The organism is Blautia sp. 2227st1_G12_2227SCRN_220401 (genome assembly GCF_039062885.1).
In the GTDB taxonomy this organism is placed as follows: domain Bacteria; phylum Bacillota; class Clostridia; order Lachnospirales; family Lachnospiraceae; genus Blautia_A; species Blautia_A fusiformis.
The window spans coordinates 136,056-152,487 of the sequence record NZ_JBCLNI010000003.1 but is presented as its reverse complement, the minus strand read 5'-3'; the positions used below and the strand labels follow the sequence as shown (position 1 = coordinate 152,487).

Genomic DNA, 16,432 nt, shown 5'->3' with positions numbered 1-16,432 from the left:
CGTGTGATTAATGGATGAGGAAATCGATAATGAATTATGAAGTAGAGTTCATAAGGGATATCCCCTGTATTTACCGTATGAAATTGTTATCTGATATCCGTGATCAGATGGAGAATAACAGCTCGTCGTAGGTCGGATAAGGAAGTAACTCATCCGGGATCAGAGCCTCTGCCTCATCTGCAGATTTTCTTAAAGTTTCCATGTCTTCCAGAACAGTTTCCTGATAAGCCTTGGAGCATGCAAGTACATCGTCAGAAGAAGCAAGAGCTTTTGCTGTATCTGCTTTCAGAGTTTCCAGATCTTTTGCCATGGTGTCTGCAAGTGTACTAAGTTTGGAGATCAGAGCAGCTTCACTTGCTACAGAAATATCAGCTACTACGGATTTCTTTGCAGCTGCAGTATCTGCAAGCTTTTCAACATATGTATATACAGAAGGAATTACCTGCTTCTGGATCATCTCAGCCAGAGTGTTGGACTCGATGTTGATGGTCTTGTAATAGTTCTCAAGCCAGATCTCGTAACGGGAGAAAAGCTCTTCCCTTGTAAAAATGCCATGCTTTGTAAACAGCGCAATGTTCTTCTCAGCAATGAAATGCGGAAGTGCATCCGGAGTTGTTTTCAGATTGTAGAGACCACGTTTCTCAGCTTCTTCAACCCATTCGTCTGTATATCCGTTTCCGTTAAAGATGATGCGTTTATGCTCTTCAATGGTCTTCTTAAGAAGTGCATGTACTGCGCTTTCCATTTCTTCTTCCGGAACATCCTTAAGAGCTGCGCTGAATTCTGCAAGAACCTCTGCAACAGCGGTATTCAGTACGATGTTCGGGTTTGCGACAGATGCTGCAGAACCAAGCATACGGAACTCAAATTTGTTTCCGGTAAATGCAAATGGTGAAGTACGGTTTCTGTCTGTGGTATCCTTTATGAAGTGCGGAAGTACCTTTGCTCCGATATCCATCTGTACCGCATGCTTATTGCTGAAGAAGGTATCGTTTTCAATAGATTTCAGTACGTCTGTCAGCTCATCTCCAAGGAAGATGGATACGATCGCAGGAGGTGCCTCGTTTGCTCCAAGACGATGATCGTTTCCGGCGCTTGCAACGGATACGCGGAGAAGATCAGCATAATCGTCAACGGCTTTGATGACAGCTACCAGGAATACCAGGAACTGTGTATTTTCTGCCGGTGTTTTTCCTGGATCAAGAAGGTTTACACCTGTGTCTGTGCTCATAGACCAGTTGTTGTGTTTACCGCTTCCGTTGATTCCCTCAAATGGTTTCTCGTGAAGGAGGCAGACCATGTTGTGCTTGTCGGCAACCTTCTTCATGATCTCCATGGTCAGCTGGTTGTGGTCAACAGCAACATTTGTGGTATCAAATACAGGAGCCAGTTCGTGCTGTGCAGGAGCAACCTCGTTATGTTTTGTTTTTGCTGGAATGCCAAGCTTCCAAAGTTCTTCGTCAAGATCATGCATGTAAGCAGCAACGCGAGGCTTCAGGGCTCCGAAGTAATGATCTTCCATTTCCTGTCCTTTTGGTGCAGAAGCGCCCAGAAGAGTACGGCCGCAGAAGATCAGGTCTTTTCTCTTTTTGTAAAGATCCTTGTCAACCAGGAAATATTCCTGCTCAGGTCCTACGGTTGTGTCGATGTGACGGACCTCTTTGTTTCCAAGGATGTGAAGAATACGAACCGCTTCTTTGTTCAGAACATCCATGGAACGAAGAAGAGGAGTTTTCTTATCCAGTGCCTCTCCGCTGTAGGAACAGAATGCAGTAGGAATGTAAAGAGTTTTATCTTTAATGAATGCAGGTGAAGTAGGATCCCATGCTGTATATCCTCTTGCTTCAAAAGTAGCACGAAGTCCGCCTGACGGGAAGCTGGATGCATCCGGCTCACCTTTTACCAGCTCTTTACCGGAGAAATCCATGATCACCTGTCCGTCACCTGTAGGGGAGATGAAGCTGTCATGCTTCTCAGCAGTTACGTTTGTCATCGGCTGGAACCAGTGTGTGTAATGTGTCGCACCGTTTTCAGTAGCCCATTCTTTCATTGCAACTGCTACGGAATTTGCAACGTCCAGTTCCAGATGAGTTCCGTTTTCAATTGTTTTCTTTAATGCTTTGTACATGTCCTTTGGCAGTTTGCTTCGCATCACTTTGTCATTGAATACAAGGCTGCCATACATTTCAGGGATACTCTGTGCCATATAGGTACACTCCTTTCGATTTCACTCATTCATTATAATTTTTAATTATTTTATAAGGACCGCTGCCGGAAGAACCGGGTATAAACGGACCGGAAAACAAAAAAAGCGCTTCAGATACTTGCCGTATCCAAAGCGCCTTTGCTTTATGTGTTGCAGTATACACCAAAATAAAATATTGTCAAGAGCTTTTTTGAAAAAATCTAAAAAATTGACCAGGGCGATCGGACTGTCGGAAAATAGGCAGGGTTGACAAATCTTGTCCTTTTATTATAATCTGATATCGTAGTTATACAGTCGAAAAGTCAGCAATCGCTATAAGTGATTGAGGCAAAAGAAGCTTTTTGACCAGTGACAAAGATGTACAATACGGAAAGAACAGATGGAGGGAAATATGTCAGGAGTAAAGGAAGAATGTGGCGTATTCGGGATTTATGATCTGGATGGAGGGAATATTGCACCATCTATTTATTATGGTCTTACCTCGCTGCAGCACAGGGGACAGGAGTCCTGCGGAATGGCCGTTTCAAGGACGGACGGAGAAAGAGGAAACGTACAGTTCCATAAAGATCTCGGACTGGTAAGCGAAGTTTTGCGAAAAGATGTTGTACATAATATGAATGGTGATATTGGAATCGGACATGTTCGTTATTCCACCACCGGAGAATCTGTCGCAGAGAATGCACAGCCGCTGGTACTTTCTTATATCAAGGGAAGTCTGGCACTTGCGCACAACGGAAATCTGGTTAATACAGAAGCTCTGAAATGGGAGTTGATTCAGACAGGCGCAATTTTCCATACAACTACCGACTCAGAGGTTATCGCGTTCCATATCGCAAGAGAACGTGTGCATTCTGCCACTGTAGAGGAAGCAGTACATAAAACCGTAGAGAAGATCCGCGGAGGATATGCTCTTGTGATCATGAGCCCCCGGAAGCTGATCGGTGCCCGTGATCCTTACGGACTGAAACCCCTCTGTCTTGGAAAAAGAGATAATGCCTATGTCCTTGCATCTGAAAGCTGCGCGCTGACATCTGTAGGAGCGGAATTTATCCGTGATATTGAACCGGGTGAGATCGTCACGATCACCAAGAACGGACTGAAATCCAGTAAACTGACTGAGAAGAAAAAGCATGCTCATTGTGTTTTTGAATATATTTATTTTGCAAGACTGGATAGCACCATGGATGGCGTGAAAATCTATGATGCAAGGATCCGTGGAGGAAAATCTCTTGCAAAATCCTATCCGGTAGAAGCGGACCTGGTGACCGGTGTACCGGAATCCGGACTTCCGGCAGCAAAAGGCTATTCTGAGGAATCCGGAATCCCGTTTGGCTTTGCGTTCTATAAAAACAGTTACATTGGAAGAACTTTTATCAAGCCTACACAGCAGGAGAGAGAGTCCAGTGTCCATCTGAAGCTGAGCGTTCTGGAATCCGTGGTGAAGGGGAAGAGAATCGTTCTGGTGGATGATTCCATTGTCCGCGGAACTACCATTGCCAATCTGATCCACATGCTGAAAGAAGCAGGAGCAAAAGAAGTCCATGTACGTATCAGCTCCCCGCCATTTTTACATCCCTGTTATTTTGGTACCGATGTGCCGTCCAATGACCAGCTCATCGCAGCACAGCACAGCACGGAAGAAATCCGTAAGATGATCGGTGCAGACTCCCTGGGTTATATGCAGATCGATTATCTGGAAGGCATGGCAGGTGGACTTCCGCTGTGTAAAGCATGTTTTGATGGCAATTATCCGATGGAAATACCGGCAGAAATCAAACAGGATTAATGAACTATGTGGAATTAATCTCACAGTAAAAAATAATGGATTGAAAAACGAAAATGTAAAAACTGCACAATAAATATATAAAAAACCCGGATTTTGTCATATAAAATCCGGGTTTTTATAGAAAGACTCTTAAAAACGATAAAAAACATCAACTTGACAAATCTGACAACATGAGACATAATGTGGAACAGCCAGATGAAAAAGGCCGCTGGTCTGGAATATACAGGAAAACAGCAAGGCCGAAAAAAGGCCGGTTTTTTGCCGAGATAAAAGAGAGGATGATATTTATGTCTAAAAAAATTAGATTGAATGCGACAGAGGATGTTAAAGAATTTGTTAAGGCTGCAAGTAAATGTGATTTTGATGTAGATATTTCATATAATAGAATTTTAATTGATGCAAAATCTATTCTTGGAATCCTCAGCATGGATCTGACCAGAGTTCTTACAGTAACCTGTCATGGCGAGGATCATGAGTTTGATCGTTTCCTTCAGAAATATGCAGTTGCCTGACAGACAGTGCAGAGACAGACAAGATATGAAAGACATAAAAAGAAAAGGCAGACGTGACTGCAGAGACAGGAGATCAGTTTGAAATCCTCAGCAGGCGTCTGTTTTTTCTTCGCATCCATTTCATAGGAAGAAATTCCGCAGACTATATGAAAAATCAGTTATTGACAAATAAAAAAAAATAGTTTATAGTAAACCATATTTTATATGAAAGATAACTGACAAAGGCGTCAGGAACGGATACCACAGGGGAATTCTCACCCCTTGGAATCTGTTCCGGACGCCTTTTTGTTGTGGGACACAAAATGGAGGAGGAAATCGAAGATGGCAGTAAAGTATGTTTTTGTAACAGGTGGAGTTGTTTCCGGTCTGGGAAAAGGAATTACCGCAGCGTCTCTTGGGCGCCTTCTGAAAGCCAGAGGGTATCAGGTGACCATGCAGAAATTTGATCCCTACATTAATATTGACCCGGGAACTATGAATCCCATTCAGCATGGAGAGGTTTTTGTAACGGATGACGGTACAGAGACTGACCTTGACCTTGGACATTATGAGCGTTTCATTGATGAAAGCCTTGACAAAAATTCCAATGTGACAACCGGTAAGATTTACTGGTCTGTTCTTCAGAAAGAGCGTCATGGTGATTTCGGCGGAGGTACCGTTCAGGTGATCCCGCATATTACCAATGAGATCAAGAGCCGTTTTTACAGAGCAAAATCCGCAGACGAAGACAGAATTGCCATCATCGAGGTTGGTGGTACAGTCGGTGATATTGAGAGCCAGCCGTTCCTGGAATCCATCCGTCAGTTCCAGCATGATGTGGGACATGACAATGCGATCCTTATCCATGTAACTCTGATCCCGTATCTCCGTGCTTCCGGAGAGATGAAGACCAAACCCACCCAGGCCAGTGTAAAAGAACTTCAGGGAATGGGAATCCAGCCGGATGTCCTGGTATGCAGAAGTGAATATCCTCTTACCGAGGATATCCGTGGAAAGATCGCCCTGTTCTGTAATGTGCCTGTAAGCAATGTGCTTCAGAATCTGGATGTGGAATATTTATATGAAGCTCCTCTTGCAATGGAGAGAGAAAAGCTTGCAGACGTAGTACTGCAGAGCTTAAGACTGGAGAATCGCAAACCAGATCTTACAGACTGGGAAAATATGGTAGAAAATCTCCGCCACCCGGATAAAACTGTGAAAATCGCCATGGTTGGTAAATATACACAGCTTCATGATGCATACTTGAGTGTTGTGGAAGCACTGAAGCATGGCGGGATCTCTTGCCGTGCAAAGGTTGATATCACCTGGGTGGACTCCGAAGAACTCAATGAAAAAAATTTGGATCAGACTCTTCATTCTGTAGATGGAATCTTGGTTCCGGGAGGATTCGGAAACCGTGGTACAGAAGGAATGATCCTTGCGGCACAGTATGCAAGAGTTCATAAAATCCCATACCTTGGGATCTGCCTGGGAATGCAGATGGCTATTGTGGAATTTGCCCGCCATGTGCTTGGATATGAAGATGCCAACAGTATTGAGCTGGCACCGGAAACAACACATCCGGTCATTGCCCTGATGCCGGATCAGGAGGATGTGGAAGATCTTGGAGGAACTCTTCGTCTTGGAAGTTATCCGTGTGTGCTTGCAGAAGGCTCCAGATCCTATGAGCTTTTTGGAAAGAAAGAGATCCAGGAACGTCACAGACATCGTTATGAGGTAAACAACGCATTCCGTAAGGAACTGGACGAAAAGGGAATGTCCATTGTAGGAACATCCCCGGATGCTCACATTGTTGAGATGATCGAAATTGCCGGACATCCGTTCTTTGTGGGAACACAGGGACATCCGGAATTTAAATCCAGGCCAAACCATGCACATCCACTGTTTCGTGGATTTGTGCAGGCGGCAGTTGATAAAAAGACGGCAGAAGAAGCTGCAATGAAAGGATGAGAAAAATGAGAGAAGTAGCAAATCAGCAGCAGGGCCTCTACCGCCCTGAATTTGAACATGATAACTGCGGTATCGGAGCCGTTGTTAATATAAAAGGAAAGAAAACACATGATACAGTTGCCAATGCTCTTAAGATCGTAGAGAATCTTGAGCATCGTGCTGGTAAGGATGCAGAAGGAAAAACCGGTGATGGTGTCGGTATCCTTCTTCAGATCTCCCACAAATTTTTTAAGAAGGTCTGTAAAAAAGAAGGCTTTGATATCGGCGGAGAGAGAGAATATGGTGTAGCCCAGCTCTTTTTCCCGCAGCAGGAGATCAAACGTGCCCAGGCAAAGAAGATGTTCGAGATCATCGTGGAAAAAGAGGGTCTGGAGCTTCTTGGATGGCGTACAGTACCGGTCTTCCCGGAGGTTCTTGGTCATAAAGCGAAAGAGTGCATGCCGTGCATTATGCAGGCATTTGTTAAAAAACCGGAGGATGTGGAAAAAGGTCTTGCCTTTGACCGTATGCTTTACATCGCACGTCGTGAATTTGAACAGAGTAATGATAATACTTACGTAGTTTCCATGAACAGCCGTACCATCGTATACAAAGGTATGTTCCTGGTAGGACAGCTCCGTACCTTCTTTGGCGATCTTCAGAGCCAGGATTACGAGTCTGCCATTGCAGTGGTACATTCCCGTTTCAGTACCAACACGAATCCAAGCTGGGAGAGAGCACATCCGAACCGTTTCATCGTACATAACGGTGAGATCAACACGATCCGCGGAAACGCCGATAAGATGCTTGCACGTGAGGAAAACATGGAGTCTCCGTATCTGAAGGATGAGCTTCACAAGGTCCTTCCTGTAGTTAACCGCAATGGTTCTGACTCTGCAATGCTTGACAATACCCTGGAATTCCTGGTTATGAGTGGAATGGATCTTCCACTTGCAGTGATGATCACGATTCCGGAGCCATGGGCAAACAACGATACGATTTCTCAGGAGAAGAGAGATTTTTATCAGTACTATGCGACTATGATGGAGCCATGGGACGGTCCTGCGTCCATTCTGTTCTCTGATGGTGATGTGATGGGAGCGGTTCTTGACAGAAACGGTCTTCGTCCATCCAGATACTATATCACATCGGATGGCTATATGATCCTTTCCTCCGAGGTTGGTGTTCTTCCTGTGGATGAGGAGAAGATCGTATTAAAAGAACGTCTTCATCCGGGAAAAATGCTTCTGGTTGATACCGTTCAGGGTCGTGTCATTGATGACAATGAGCTCAAAGAAAAATATGCGAAAAAACAGCCTTATGGTGAGTGGCTGGACAGCAATCTGGTACAGCTTCGTGATATCAAGATCCCGAATCAGAGAGTTGTCGAATACACTCCGGAGGAGAGAGCGCGCCTTCAGAAAGCCTTCGGATATACTTATGAGCAGTACCGTACTTCGATCCGAAATATGGCATTAAACGGCGCAGAAAGCATCGGAGCCATGGGACATGATACTCCCCTTGCGGTATTTTCCAAGGAACATTATCCGTTGTTCGATTATTTCAAGCAGCTTTTTGCACAGGTAACAAACCCGCCGATCGATGCGATCCGTGAGGAGATCGTTACTTCTACAAGTGTATATGTAGGAAAAGACGGAAATCTTCTGATCCAGAAGCCGGAGAACTGTCAGGTGCTGAAGATCAACAATCCGATCCTGACCAACACCGATATGCTGAAGATCAAGAATATGAAAAAGGACGGCTTCAAGGTTGTAACACTTTCTACATTATATTATAAGAGCACAAAGCTTGAACGTGCCATTGACCGTCTGTTCGTAGAGGTAGACAAAGCCTTCCGTGAGGGAGCAAACATCCTGGTCCTTTCTGACCGCGGTGTGGATGAGAACCATATGCCGATCCCGTCCCTGCTGGCGGTTTCCGCAGTACATCAGCATCTTGTAAAAACAAAGAAGAGCACTTCCCTTGCCCTGATCCTGGAGTCCGGTGAGCCGAGAGAGGTACATCATTTCGCAACACTCCTCGGATATGGTGCAAGTGCAGTCAATCCGTATCTGGCACTGGATACGATCCATGAGCTGATCGATACACATATGCTGGATAAGGACTATTACGCAGCCGTTGATGATTACAATCATGCGGTGATCAGCGGTATCGTAAAGATCGCTTCCAAGATGGGTATTTCCACTATCCAGTCCTATCAGGGATCTCAGATCTTTGAGGCAATCGGAATTTCCCAGGATGTGATCGATCGTTACTTTACAGGAACCGTAAGTCGTGTAGGCGGAATCACATTGGAAGATATCGAGGATAATGTAGAAAAACTTCATTCTGAGGCATTTGATCCCCTTGGACTTGCCACAGATCTTACTCTGGACAGCGTAGGTGCCCATAAGATGAGAAGCCAGGGTGAGGAGCACAAATATAACCCGCGTACCATTCATCTTCTCCAGCAGTCCACAAAACAGGGCAGCTATGAGATGTTCAAGGAATATACAAAACTGGTAGATGACGAGGGTCATGGAAACTTAAGAGGTCTTCTGGACTTTAAGTTTGCCAAGGAGCCTATTCCGATTGACCAGGTTGAGAGTGTTGAGGATATTGTAAAACGATTTAAGACAGGTGCCATGTCCTACGGTTCTATTTCCCAGGAAGCACATGAGACACTGGCTATTGCCATGAACCATCTCCATGGAAAATCCAATACCGGTGAGGGTGGTGAAAGTGATGAGCGTCTGGATTCAGCAGGAACAGACAATGACCGCTGCTCTGCGATCAAACAGGTAGCCAGCGGACGTTTCGGCGTTACTAGCCGTTATTTGGTTTCCGCAAGAGAGATCCAGATCAAGATGGCACAGGGTGCAAAGCCGGGTGAGGGCGGACATCTTCCTGCAAAGAAGGTATATCCGTGGATCGCAAAAACCCGTCATTCCACACCGGGAGTCAGCCTGATCTCTCCGCCGCCACATCATGATATCTATTCTATCGAGGATCTGGCAGAATTGATCTATGACCTGAAAAACGCCAATAAATATGCGGATATTTCCGTAAAGCTGGTTTCTGAGGCGGGTGTTGGTACGGTTGCAGCCGGTGTTGCAAAGGCCGGTGCACAGACTGTTCTGATCTCCGGATATGACGGAGGTACAGGAGCAGCGCCAAGAAGCTCTATCCATAATGCAGGACTTCCATGGGAGCTTGGACTTGCAGAAACACACCAGACGCTGATCATGAACGGACTTCGTAACCGTGTACGTATCGAGACAGACGGTAAGCTGATGAGCGGCCGTGACGTTGCCATTGCAGCACTTCTCGGTGCAGAGGAATTCGGTTTTGCAACAGCGCCGCTTGTAACGATGGGCTGCGTGATGATGAGAGTCTGCAATCTGGATACCTGCCCGGTAGGTGTGGCTACACAGAACCCGGAGCTGCGTAAGAGATTCCGCGGAAAACCGGAGTATGTGGAGAACTTCATGCGCTTTATTGCACAGGAGCTGAGAGAGTACATGGCACGCCTTGGTGTTGCCACCATCGATGAGATGGTAGGTCGTACAGACCTTCTTACAGTTTCTGACAGTGTGCAGGAGCCGCATAAGGGTAAGGTTGACTTAAGTGCCATCTTGAATAACCCATATGTAGGAAAGGGCAAAGTAACCTTTGATCCGAAGGCTGTATACAATTTCAATCTTGAGAAAACTCTGGATGAAAAAGTTCTGGTCAAGAAATGTGCACCGGCGATCCAGAAGGGTGAGAAAGTTTCTGTTGATGTAAATGTTACCAATACAGACCGTGCATTTGGTACCATCCTCGGATCTGAGATCACAAGAAATCATAAGGATGGACTTCCGGAGGATACGGTAACTGTAAACTGTACAGGTGCAGGCGGACAGAGCTTCGGTGCCTTTATTCCGAAAGGACTGACATTGAAACTGACCGGTGACAGCAACGACTACTTCGGAAAAGGCCTTTCCGGTGGAAAGCTGATCGTTAAGGTTCCAGAGAAGGCCGGATACAAGGCTGAAGAGAACATCATCGTCGGAAACGTGGCACTCTATGGTGCGACCAGCGGAACTGCATTTATCAACGGTGTTGCCGGTGAGCGTTTTGCAGTACGTAACTCCGGTGCGGTTGCAGTTGTTGAGGGTGTTGGCGAGCATGGCTGCGAGTACATGACAGGCGGCCGTGTGGTAGTTCTTGGAAAAACAGGAAAGAACTTTGCAGCAGGTATGAGCGGCGGTATCGCTTATGTCCTTGATGTGGATAATGTTCTTTACAAGAACCTCAATAAAGCAATGATCTCCATTGAAAAAGTGGATAATAAATATGATAAAAAAGAGCTTCGTGATCTTATCGAGGCTCATGTGGAAGCAACAGGCTCTGAGATCGGTAAGAAGGTGCTGGCTGATTTTGATTCCTATCTGCCTCACTTCAAAAAACTCATTCCGGATGAGTACAAGAGAATGATCACATTAAGTGCAAAGCTGGAAGAAAAAGGTCTGACCAGCCAGCAGGCACAGATGGAAGCGTTCTATGAGAGCATCGGCGTGAAACATTAAGGAGGATGAGGAAATGGGAAAGCCAACTGGATTTTTAGATTATGAAAGAGAAACGGCAAAGGTTCTGCCGCCAAAGGAACGTATTCAGAATTTCAACGAATTTCGTATTCCATTAAATAAAGAAAAACAGAAACTTCAGGGAGCACGCTGCATGGCCTGCGGCGTCCCCTTCTGCCAGTCAGGTATGATGATCGGCGGAATGGCTTCCGGCTGCCCGCTGCACAACCTGGTTCCTGAGACAAATGACCTTGTGTACACAGGAAACTGGAAGCAGGCATTCCTTCGTTTAAACAAGACACACAGCTTTCCGGAGTTTACATCCAGAGTGTGTCCAGCACTTTGCGAAGCTGCATGTACCTGTAACCTGAACGGAGATCCGGTCAGCACAAAGGAGAATGAGAAAGCGATCATTGAGACAGCCTATGCAGAAGGATGGGTAAAACCGCAGATCCCGCCTGTCCGCACAGGAAAGACGATCGCAGTCATCGGAAGTGGTCCTTCCGGACTGGCAGCAGCACAGCAGCTGAACCGCCGTGGCCACAGCGTAACCGTATTTGAGAGAAACGACCGTATCGGAGGACTTCTCCGCTACGGCATTCCGAACATGAAGCTGGAGAAAAAGATCATTGACCGCAGACTGAAGCTGATGGAAGAGGAAGGCGTGAAATTTGTTACCAATATCAATGTTGGTGTTGACATCACGGCAGAACAGCTTCTGAAGGATTATGACCGTGTCCTTCTCTGCTGTGGAGCTTCTCATCCGAGAGATATCAAGGTTCCGGGAAGAGATGCCAAGGGAATTTACTTTGCAGTGGATTTCCTGAAGCAGGTAACAAAAAGTCTTCTGGATACAGATTTTGCAAAATTCCCATATGAGCTTGCAAAGGGCAAAAATGTTCTGGTCATTGGCGGTGGTGATACTGGTAATGACTGTGTGGGAACATCCATCCGTCTGGGGGCGAAATCTGTAACACAGCTTGAGATGATGCCGCAGCCTCCTGCAGCAAGAACTCCTTCCAATCCATGGCCGGAGTGGCCGAAGGTCCTGAAAACTGATTACGGCCAGGAAGAGGCTATTGCAGTATTCGGCCATGATCCTCGGATCTATCAGACAACCGTTACCGAGTTTATCAAGGACAAAAAAGGAAATGTCTGCAAGGCCAAGATCGTAAAACTGAAAAGCGTAAAGGATGAAAAGACCGGAAGATTCAATATGGTACCGGTCGAGGGCAGTGAGGAAGTGATCCCTGCAGATGTGGTCCTTATTGCGGCAGGCTTCCTTGGCAGCGAGAAATATGTGACAGATGCTTTCCGTGTAGCGCTTACACCAAGAACCAATGTGGAAACAAAACCGGAGCAGTATGCAACAAGCGTAGATCGTGTGTTCACAGCAGGTGATATGCATCGTGGACAGTCCCTTGTCGTATGGGCGATCCATGAGGGACGTGAGGCTGCGAAAGCAGTGGACGAATCACTGATGAGCTATTCATATTTACAGTAAAATAACAGATACCAGGGGCAAAAGGTCAAAAAAACTGTTCGTATTTCCGCGATAAAGCTTTTGAACTTTTGCCCCTTTTAAAAAATGGTTGACAAAGAATTGACCGATTGCTATAATTACGTCCATGAACAAGGGTGTTCTTCAGGAGCGGAAGCTCTCTGAAGTGCACCCTTTTTCTGATTTTGAGGGTAATTATTTTGTGTGATGAGGAAATAAAGGAGAGAATACTATGGGGAATTATACCAGAGAAGAGATTCTTGCAATGGCAGAGGAGGAAGACGTAGAGTTCATCCGCCTCCAGTTTACAGATATGTTTGGAACTCTGAAAAATATTGCGATCACAGCAAGAGAGCTTCCAAGAGCCCTGGATAACCAGTGCGTTGTATATGGCTCTCATATTGCGGGCATTGTGGGAGAAAAGGAGCCGGATCTGATTCTGTATCCGGATTATAATACTTTTTCAATTCTTCCATGGCGTCCTCAGCAGGGAAAGGTTGCAAGACTGATCTGTGATATGCGCCGTGCAGACGGATCAGAGCATGAGATGAGCTCCAGATATATTCTGAAAAAAACAGCGCAGGCAGCAGAGGAGGCAGGGTATACCTGTTATGTTGACCCGGAATGCGAGTTTTTCCTGTTTCATATTGATGATAACGGAATGCCTACAACGGTTTCTCACGAAAAGGCCGGATATCTGGATGTAAGTCCGGTGGACTTAGGCGAAAATGCAAGACGTGACATGGTACTGACTCTTGAGGATATGGGATTTGAGGTGGAATCCTCTCATCATGAGACAGCACCTGCACAGCATGAGATCGCCCTTCATTACGGGGAAGCGCGTGAGATGGCAGACGAAGTTATAACCTTTAAGATGGCGGTAAGAACTGTAGCCAAACGTCATGGACTTCATGCGACATTTATGCCGAAGCCAAGACGGGAAGTAAACGGTTCAGCCATGCATATCCATTTTTCGCTGTTTAAAAATGGAAAAAATATTTTCGTGGATCCGGAGGATCCGTCCAGATTAAGTGAAGAGGCATACTATTTTATCGGAGGTCTTCTGGCTCACAGCCGTGAGATGACTCTGATCACCAATCCGCTTGTAAATTCTTATAAGCGTCTTGTACCTGGATTTGATGCGCCTACAGAGCTGACCTGGACGAGAAATAACCAGAATTCACTGGTAAGGATCCCGAGAGTCAATGGTGCTGATACCAGGATCGAGCTTCGAAGCCCGGATGCTGCATCTAACCCATATCTTGTTTTTGCGGTATGCCTGGCAGCGGGCCTGGATGGAATCCAGAAGAAGATCTATCCTACAAAAGCTTCTAACCGTTCTCTTTCCGAGTCGGATCAGAAGGAACAGGGTATCGAGAATTTACCGGAGAACCTGCGGGAAGCGATCACACTGTTTGAGGACAGCAGCTGGATGAAGGAAATCCTTGGAGAAGCTTTCTGCAAACAGTATGCGCAGGCAAAGAGAAAAGAGTGGTTGCGTTATTCCCAGGAGATTTCCGACTGGGAGATCGAGGAGTATCTGTATCGGATCTGATGAACGAGGCATAATGGGACGAAAGAGAGTGGCGGCTTATGAACACGAGTATCGTGATTGCATTACCGAAAATAGAAGATGCCAAAAAGATCCGCACAGTCCTTAACCGATATGGATTCACGGTGGCGGCAGTATGCAATTCAGGTGCCAATGCCCTTGCCAGTATCTCGGAGCTTGATGGCGGCGTTCTGCTTTGCGGTTATCATCTCCAGGATATGTACTACCGTGATCTTCTGGACTATATGCCGGATTATTTTGAAATGCTGCTTATGGCCTCCCGGGGAGTGATCAGTGAGGCGCCAACATCCATTTTATGCGTGGGAATGCCTCTGAAAGTCGGAGATCTGGTAAATACGGTAAGCATGATGCTTTCCCAGATCGAAAGGCGCTGGAAAAAAGATAAGAAAAAGCCGAAGCAGCGTTCATGGAAAGAACAGAATTATATTTCAAATGCAAAGATGCTTTTAATGGAAAGAAATCACCTGAGCGAGGATGACGCATACCGCTATATCCAGAAATGCAGTATGGATTCCGGGACCAATATGGTGGAGACGGCCCAGATGGTTCTGATGCTTTTATATGATTCTGTGTAAAAAACAACAAAAAACAGCAGAGCGGACAGGAATGATCTGTTCTGAATGCCCGATATCACACCGGATCGGGAAAAATTCCGCAGGGGATTTCCTGATTCGGTGAAACTACTTTGAATTGGAGGATGAGGGAATGGAATTTATGGATGGAATCTGTAAGACTAGAGAATGTGCCTGGGATGTGCTTCTTTCTGAGAGCATGAAAGACCAGGAAGCAACAGTGGAAGGTGCAATACACAGCATCCGTAATATGGGTGACGTGGCATTTGTGATACTTCGAAAAAAAGAAGGGCTTTTTCAGACCGTATATGAAAACGACAAGACAAATGTTTCCATTCATGATCTGAAGGAGGCAATGTGTGTGCGCCTCACAGGAACTCTTCATGAGGAAGAAAGAGCGCCTCACGGAAGAGAACTCCGCATCAGCCATGTGGAGATCCTTTCCTCACCTGCAGAGCCTCTTCCGCTGGCCATCGACAAATGGAAGCTGAACACTTCCCTGGAGGCAAAGCTGAATTATCGTCCTATCGCCCTGCGTAATGTGCAGGAGCGTGCAAAATTCAAGATCCAGGAGGCTCTGGTGCGGGCATTTCGTGATTACCTCTATGAGAAGGGGTTCACCGAGATCCACACACCGAAGATCGGAGCCAGAGGTGCAGAGGGTGGTGCAAACCTGTTCAAGCTGAGTTATTTCCATAAACCGGCAGTTCTGGCACAGAGCCCGCAGTTTTATAAACAGATGATGGTAGGTGTTTTTGATCGTGTATTTGAGACCGGCCCTGTATTCCGTGCAGAGAAGCATAACACAAAACGTCATCTGAATGAATATACAAGTCTTGATTTTGAGATGGGCTATATCAACGGATTTGAGGATATCATGGAGATGGAAACCGGATTTCTCCAGTATGCGGTAGAACTTCTTAAGAAAGACTACGCTCATGAGCTTTCCATTCTGAAGGTGGAGCTTCCGAAGGTGGACAAGATCCCGGCAGTACGTTTTGACAAGGCCAAAGAGCTGGTAGCTGAAAAATATAATCGTAAGATCCGCAACCCATATGATCTGGAGCCGGAGGAAGAAGCGCTGATCGGAAGATATTTCAAAGAAGAATATGATGCTGATTTTGTTTTTGTCACACATTATCCGTCTAAGAAGCGTCCGTTCTACGCAATGGATGATCCGTCAGATGAGAAATTTACATTAAGCTTTGACCTTCTGTTCAAGGGACTTGAGGTAACTACAGGCGGACAGCGTATCCATGATTATCAGATGCTGAAGGATAAGATCGCAGCCCGTGGTATGGATGAAGAGGGTATGGAGCAGTACCTGGATACCTTCAAGCATGGAATGCCGCCTCATGGAGGACTTGGAATCGGACTGGAACGTCTTACCATGCAGATCCTCGGAGAAGAAAACGTTCGTGAGACCTGTCTGTTCCCACGTGATATGAACAGACTTGAGCCGTAATAAGGAGAAAAAAGATGGCAAAGATAATCGATGATGAAACAATGGAAAATGTCTGCATCCTTGCAAAACTTTCTCTGACAGAGGATGAAAAGGAAAAAGCAAAAGAGGACATGCAGAAGATGCTGGATTATGTAGACAAGCTGGATGAACTTGACACTTCTTCCGTAGAGCCCATGTCCCATATTTTTGAGGACGAAAATGTATTTCGTGAAGATATTGTGACAAACGGAGACAATCATGAGGCGATGCTTGCCAATGCACCGAAACAGAAAGAAAACCAGTATCAGGTTCCGAAAACAATTGGATAAGACAGGAGACAG

10 protein-coding genes are annotated in these 16,432 nt (G+C 45.8%); 9 read left to right on the top strand and 1 reads right to left on the bottom strand.

Annotated elements, in window-relative coordinates; all coding sequences use genetic code 11:
- Positions 1-103 precede the first annotated feature (103 nt).
- On the bottom strand, positions 104-2,206 hold the full coding sequence (locus ABCM67_RS02705; protein WP_015525742.1) for a glutamine synthetase III: 2,103 nt from the start codon (positions 2,204-2,206) through the stop codon (positions 104-106).
- Positions 2,207-2,597: 391 nt separating this feature from the next.
- On the opposite strand from ABCM67_RS02705, the gene purF reads away from it, so the two are divergent.
- From purF to gatC, 9 genes are all read left to right on the top strand, one after another.
- The gene (gene purF / locus ABCM67_RS02700; protein ID WP_015525743.1) at positions 2,598-3,992 is read left to right on the top strand and encodes an amidophosphoribosyltransferase; all 1,395 of its coding nucleotides are present in this window, start codon (positions 2,598-2,600) and stop codon (positions 3,990-3,992) included.
- Between the two features lie 287 nt (positions 3,993-4,279).
- Positions 4,280-4,504, top strand: a complete 225-nt coding sequence (locus ABCM67_RS02695) for an HPr family phosphocarrier protein (protein ID WP_022426744.1) — start codon at positions 4,280-4,282, stop codon at positions 4,502-4,504.
- 321 nt (positions 4,505-4,825) lie between these two features.
- Positions 4,826-6,454 (top strand): CTP synthase, encoded by a 1,629-nt coding sequence (locus ABCM67_RS02690; protein WP_022426745.1) that lies wholly within the window; start codon positions 4,826-4,828, stop codon positions 6,452-6,454.
- Positions 6,451-11,004, top strand: a complete 4,554-nt coding sequence (gltB, locus tag ABCM67_RS02685; protein ID WP_173759093.1) for a glutamate synthase large subunit — start codon at positions 6,451-6,453, stop codon at positions 11,002-11,004. Before ABCM67_RS02690 ends, gltB begins: the two co-directional genes overlap by 4 nt.
- Before the next feature lie 13 nt (positions 11,005-11,017).
- Positions 11,018-12,505: a glutamate synthase subunit beta gene (locus tag ABCM67_RS02680; protein ID WP_173759092.1), complete on the top strand. Its 1,488-nt coding sequence runs from the start codon at positions 11,018-11,020 to the stop codon at positions 12,503-12,505.
- 229 nt (positions 12,506-12,734) lie between these two features.
- On the top strand, positions 12,735-14,057 hold the full coding sequence (glnA, locus tag ABCM67_RS02675; RefSeq protein ID WP_021651138.1) for a type I glutamate--ammonia ligase: 1,323 nt from the start codon (positions 12,735-12,737) through the stop codon (positions 14,055-14,057).
- 38 nt (positions 14,058-14,095) lie between these two features.
- Entirely contained in the window at positions 14,096-14,650 is a 555-nt protein-coding gene (locus ABCM67_RS02670) for an ANTAR domain-containing protein (protein WP_015525749.1), read from the top strand.
- A gap of 130 nt (positions 14,651-14,780) precedes the next feature.
- Positions 14,781-16,112, top strand: a complete 1,332-nt coding sequence (gene aspS / locus ABCM67_RS02665; protein ID WP_059085246.1) for an aspartate--tRNA(Asn) ligase — start codon at positions 14,781-14,783, stop codon at positions 16,110-16,112.
- A 14-nt stretch (positions 16,113-16,126) separates the two neighbouring features.
- On the top strand, positions 16,127-16,420 hold the full coding sequence (gene gatC / locus ABCM67_RS02660) for an Asp-tRNA(Asn)/Glu-tRNA(Gln) amidotransferase subunit GatC (RefSeq protein WP_110102034.1): 294 nt from the start codon (positions 16,127-16,129) through the stop codon (positions 16,418-16,420).
- Positions 16,421-16,432 lie beyond the last annotated feature (12 nt).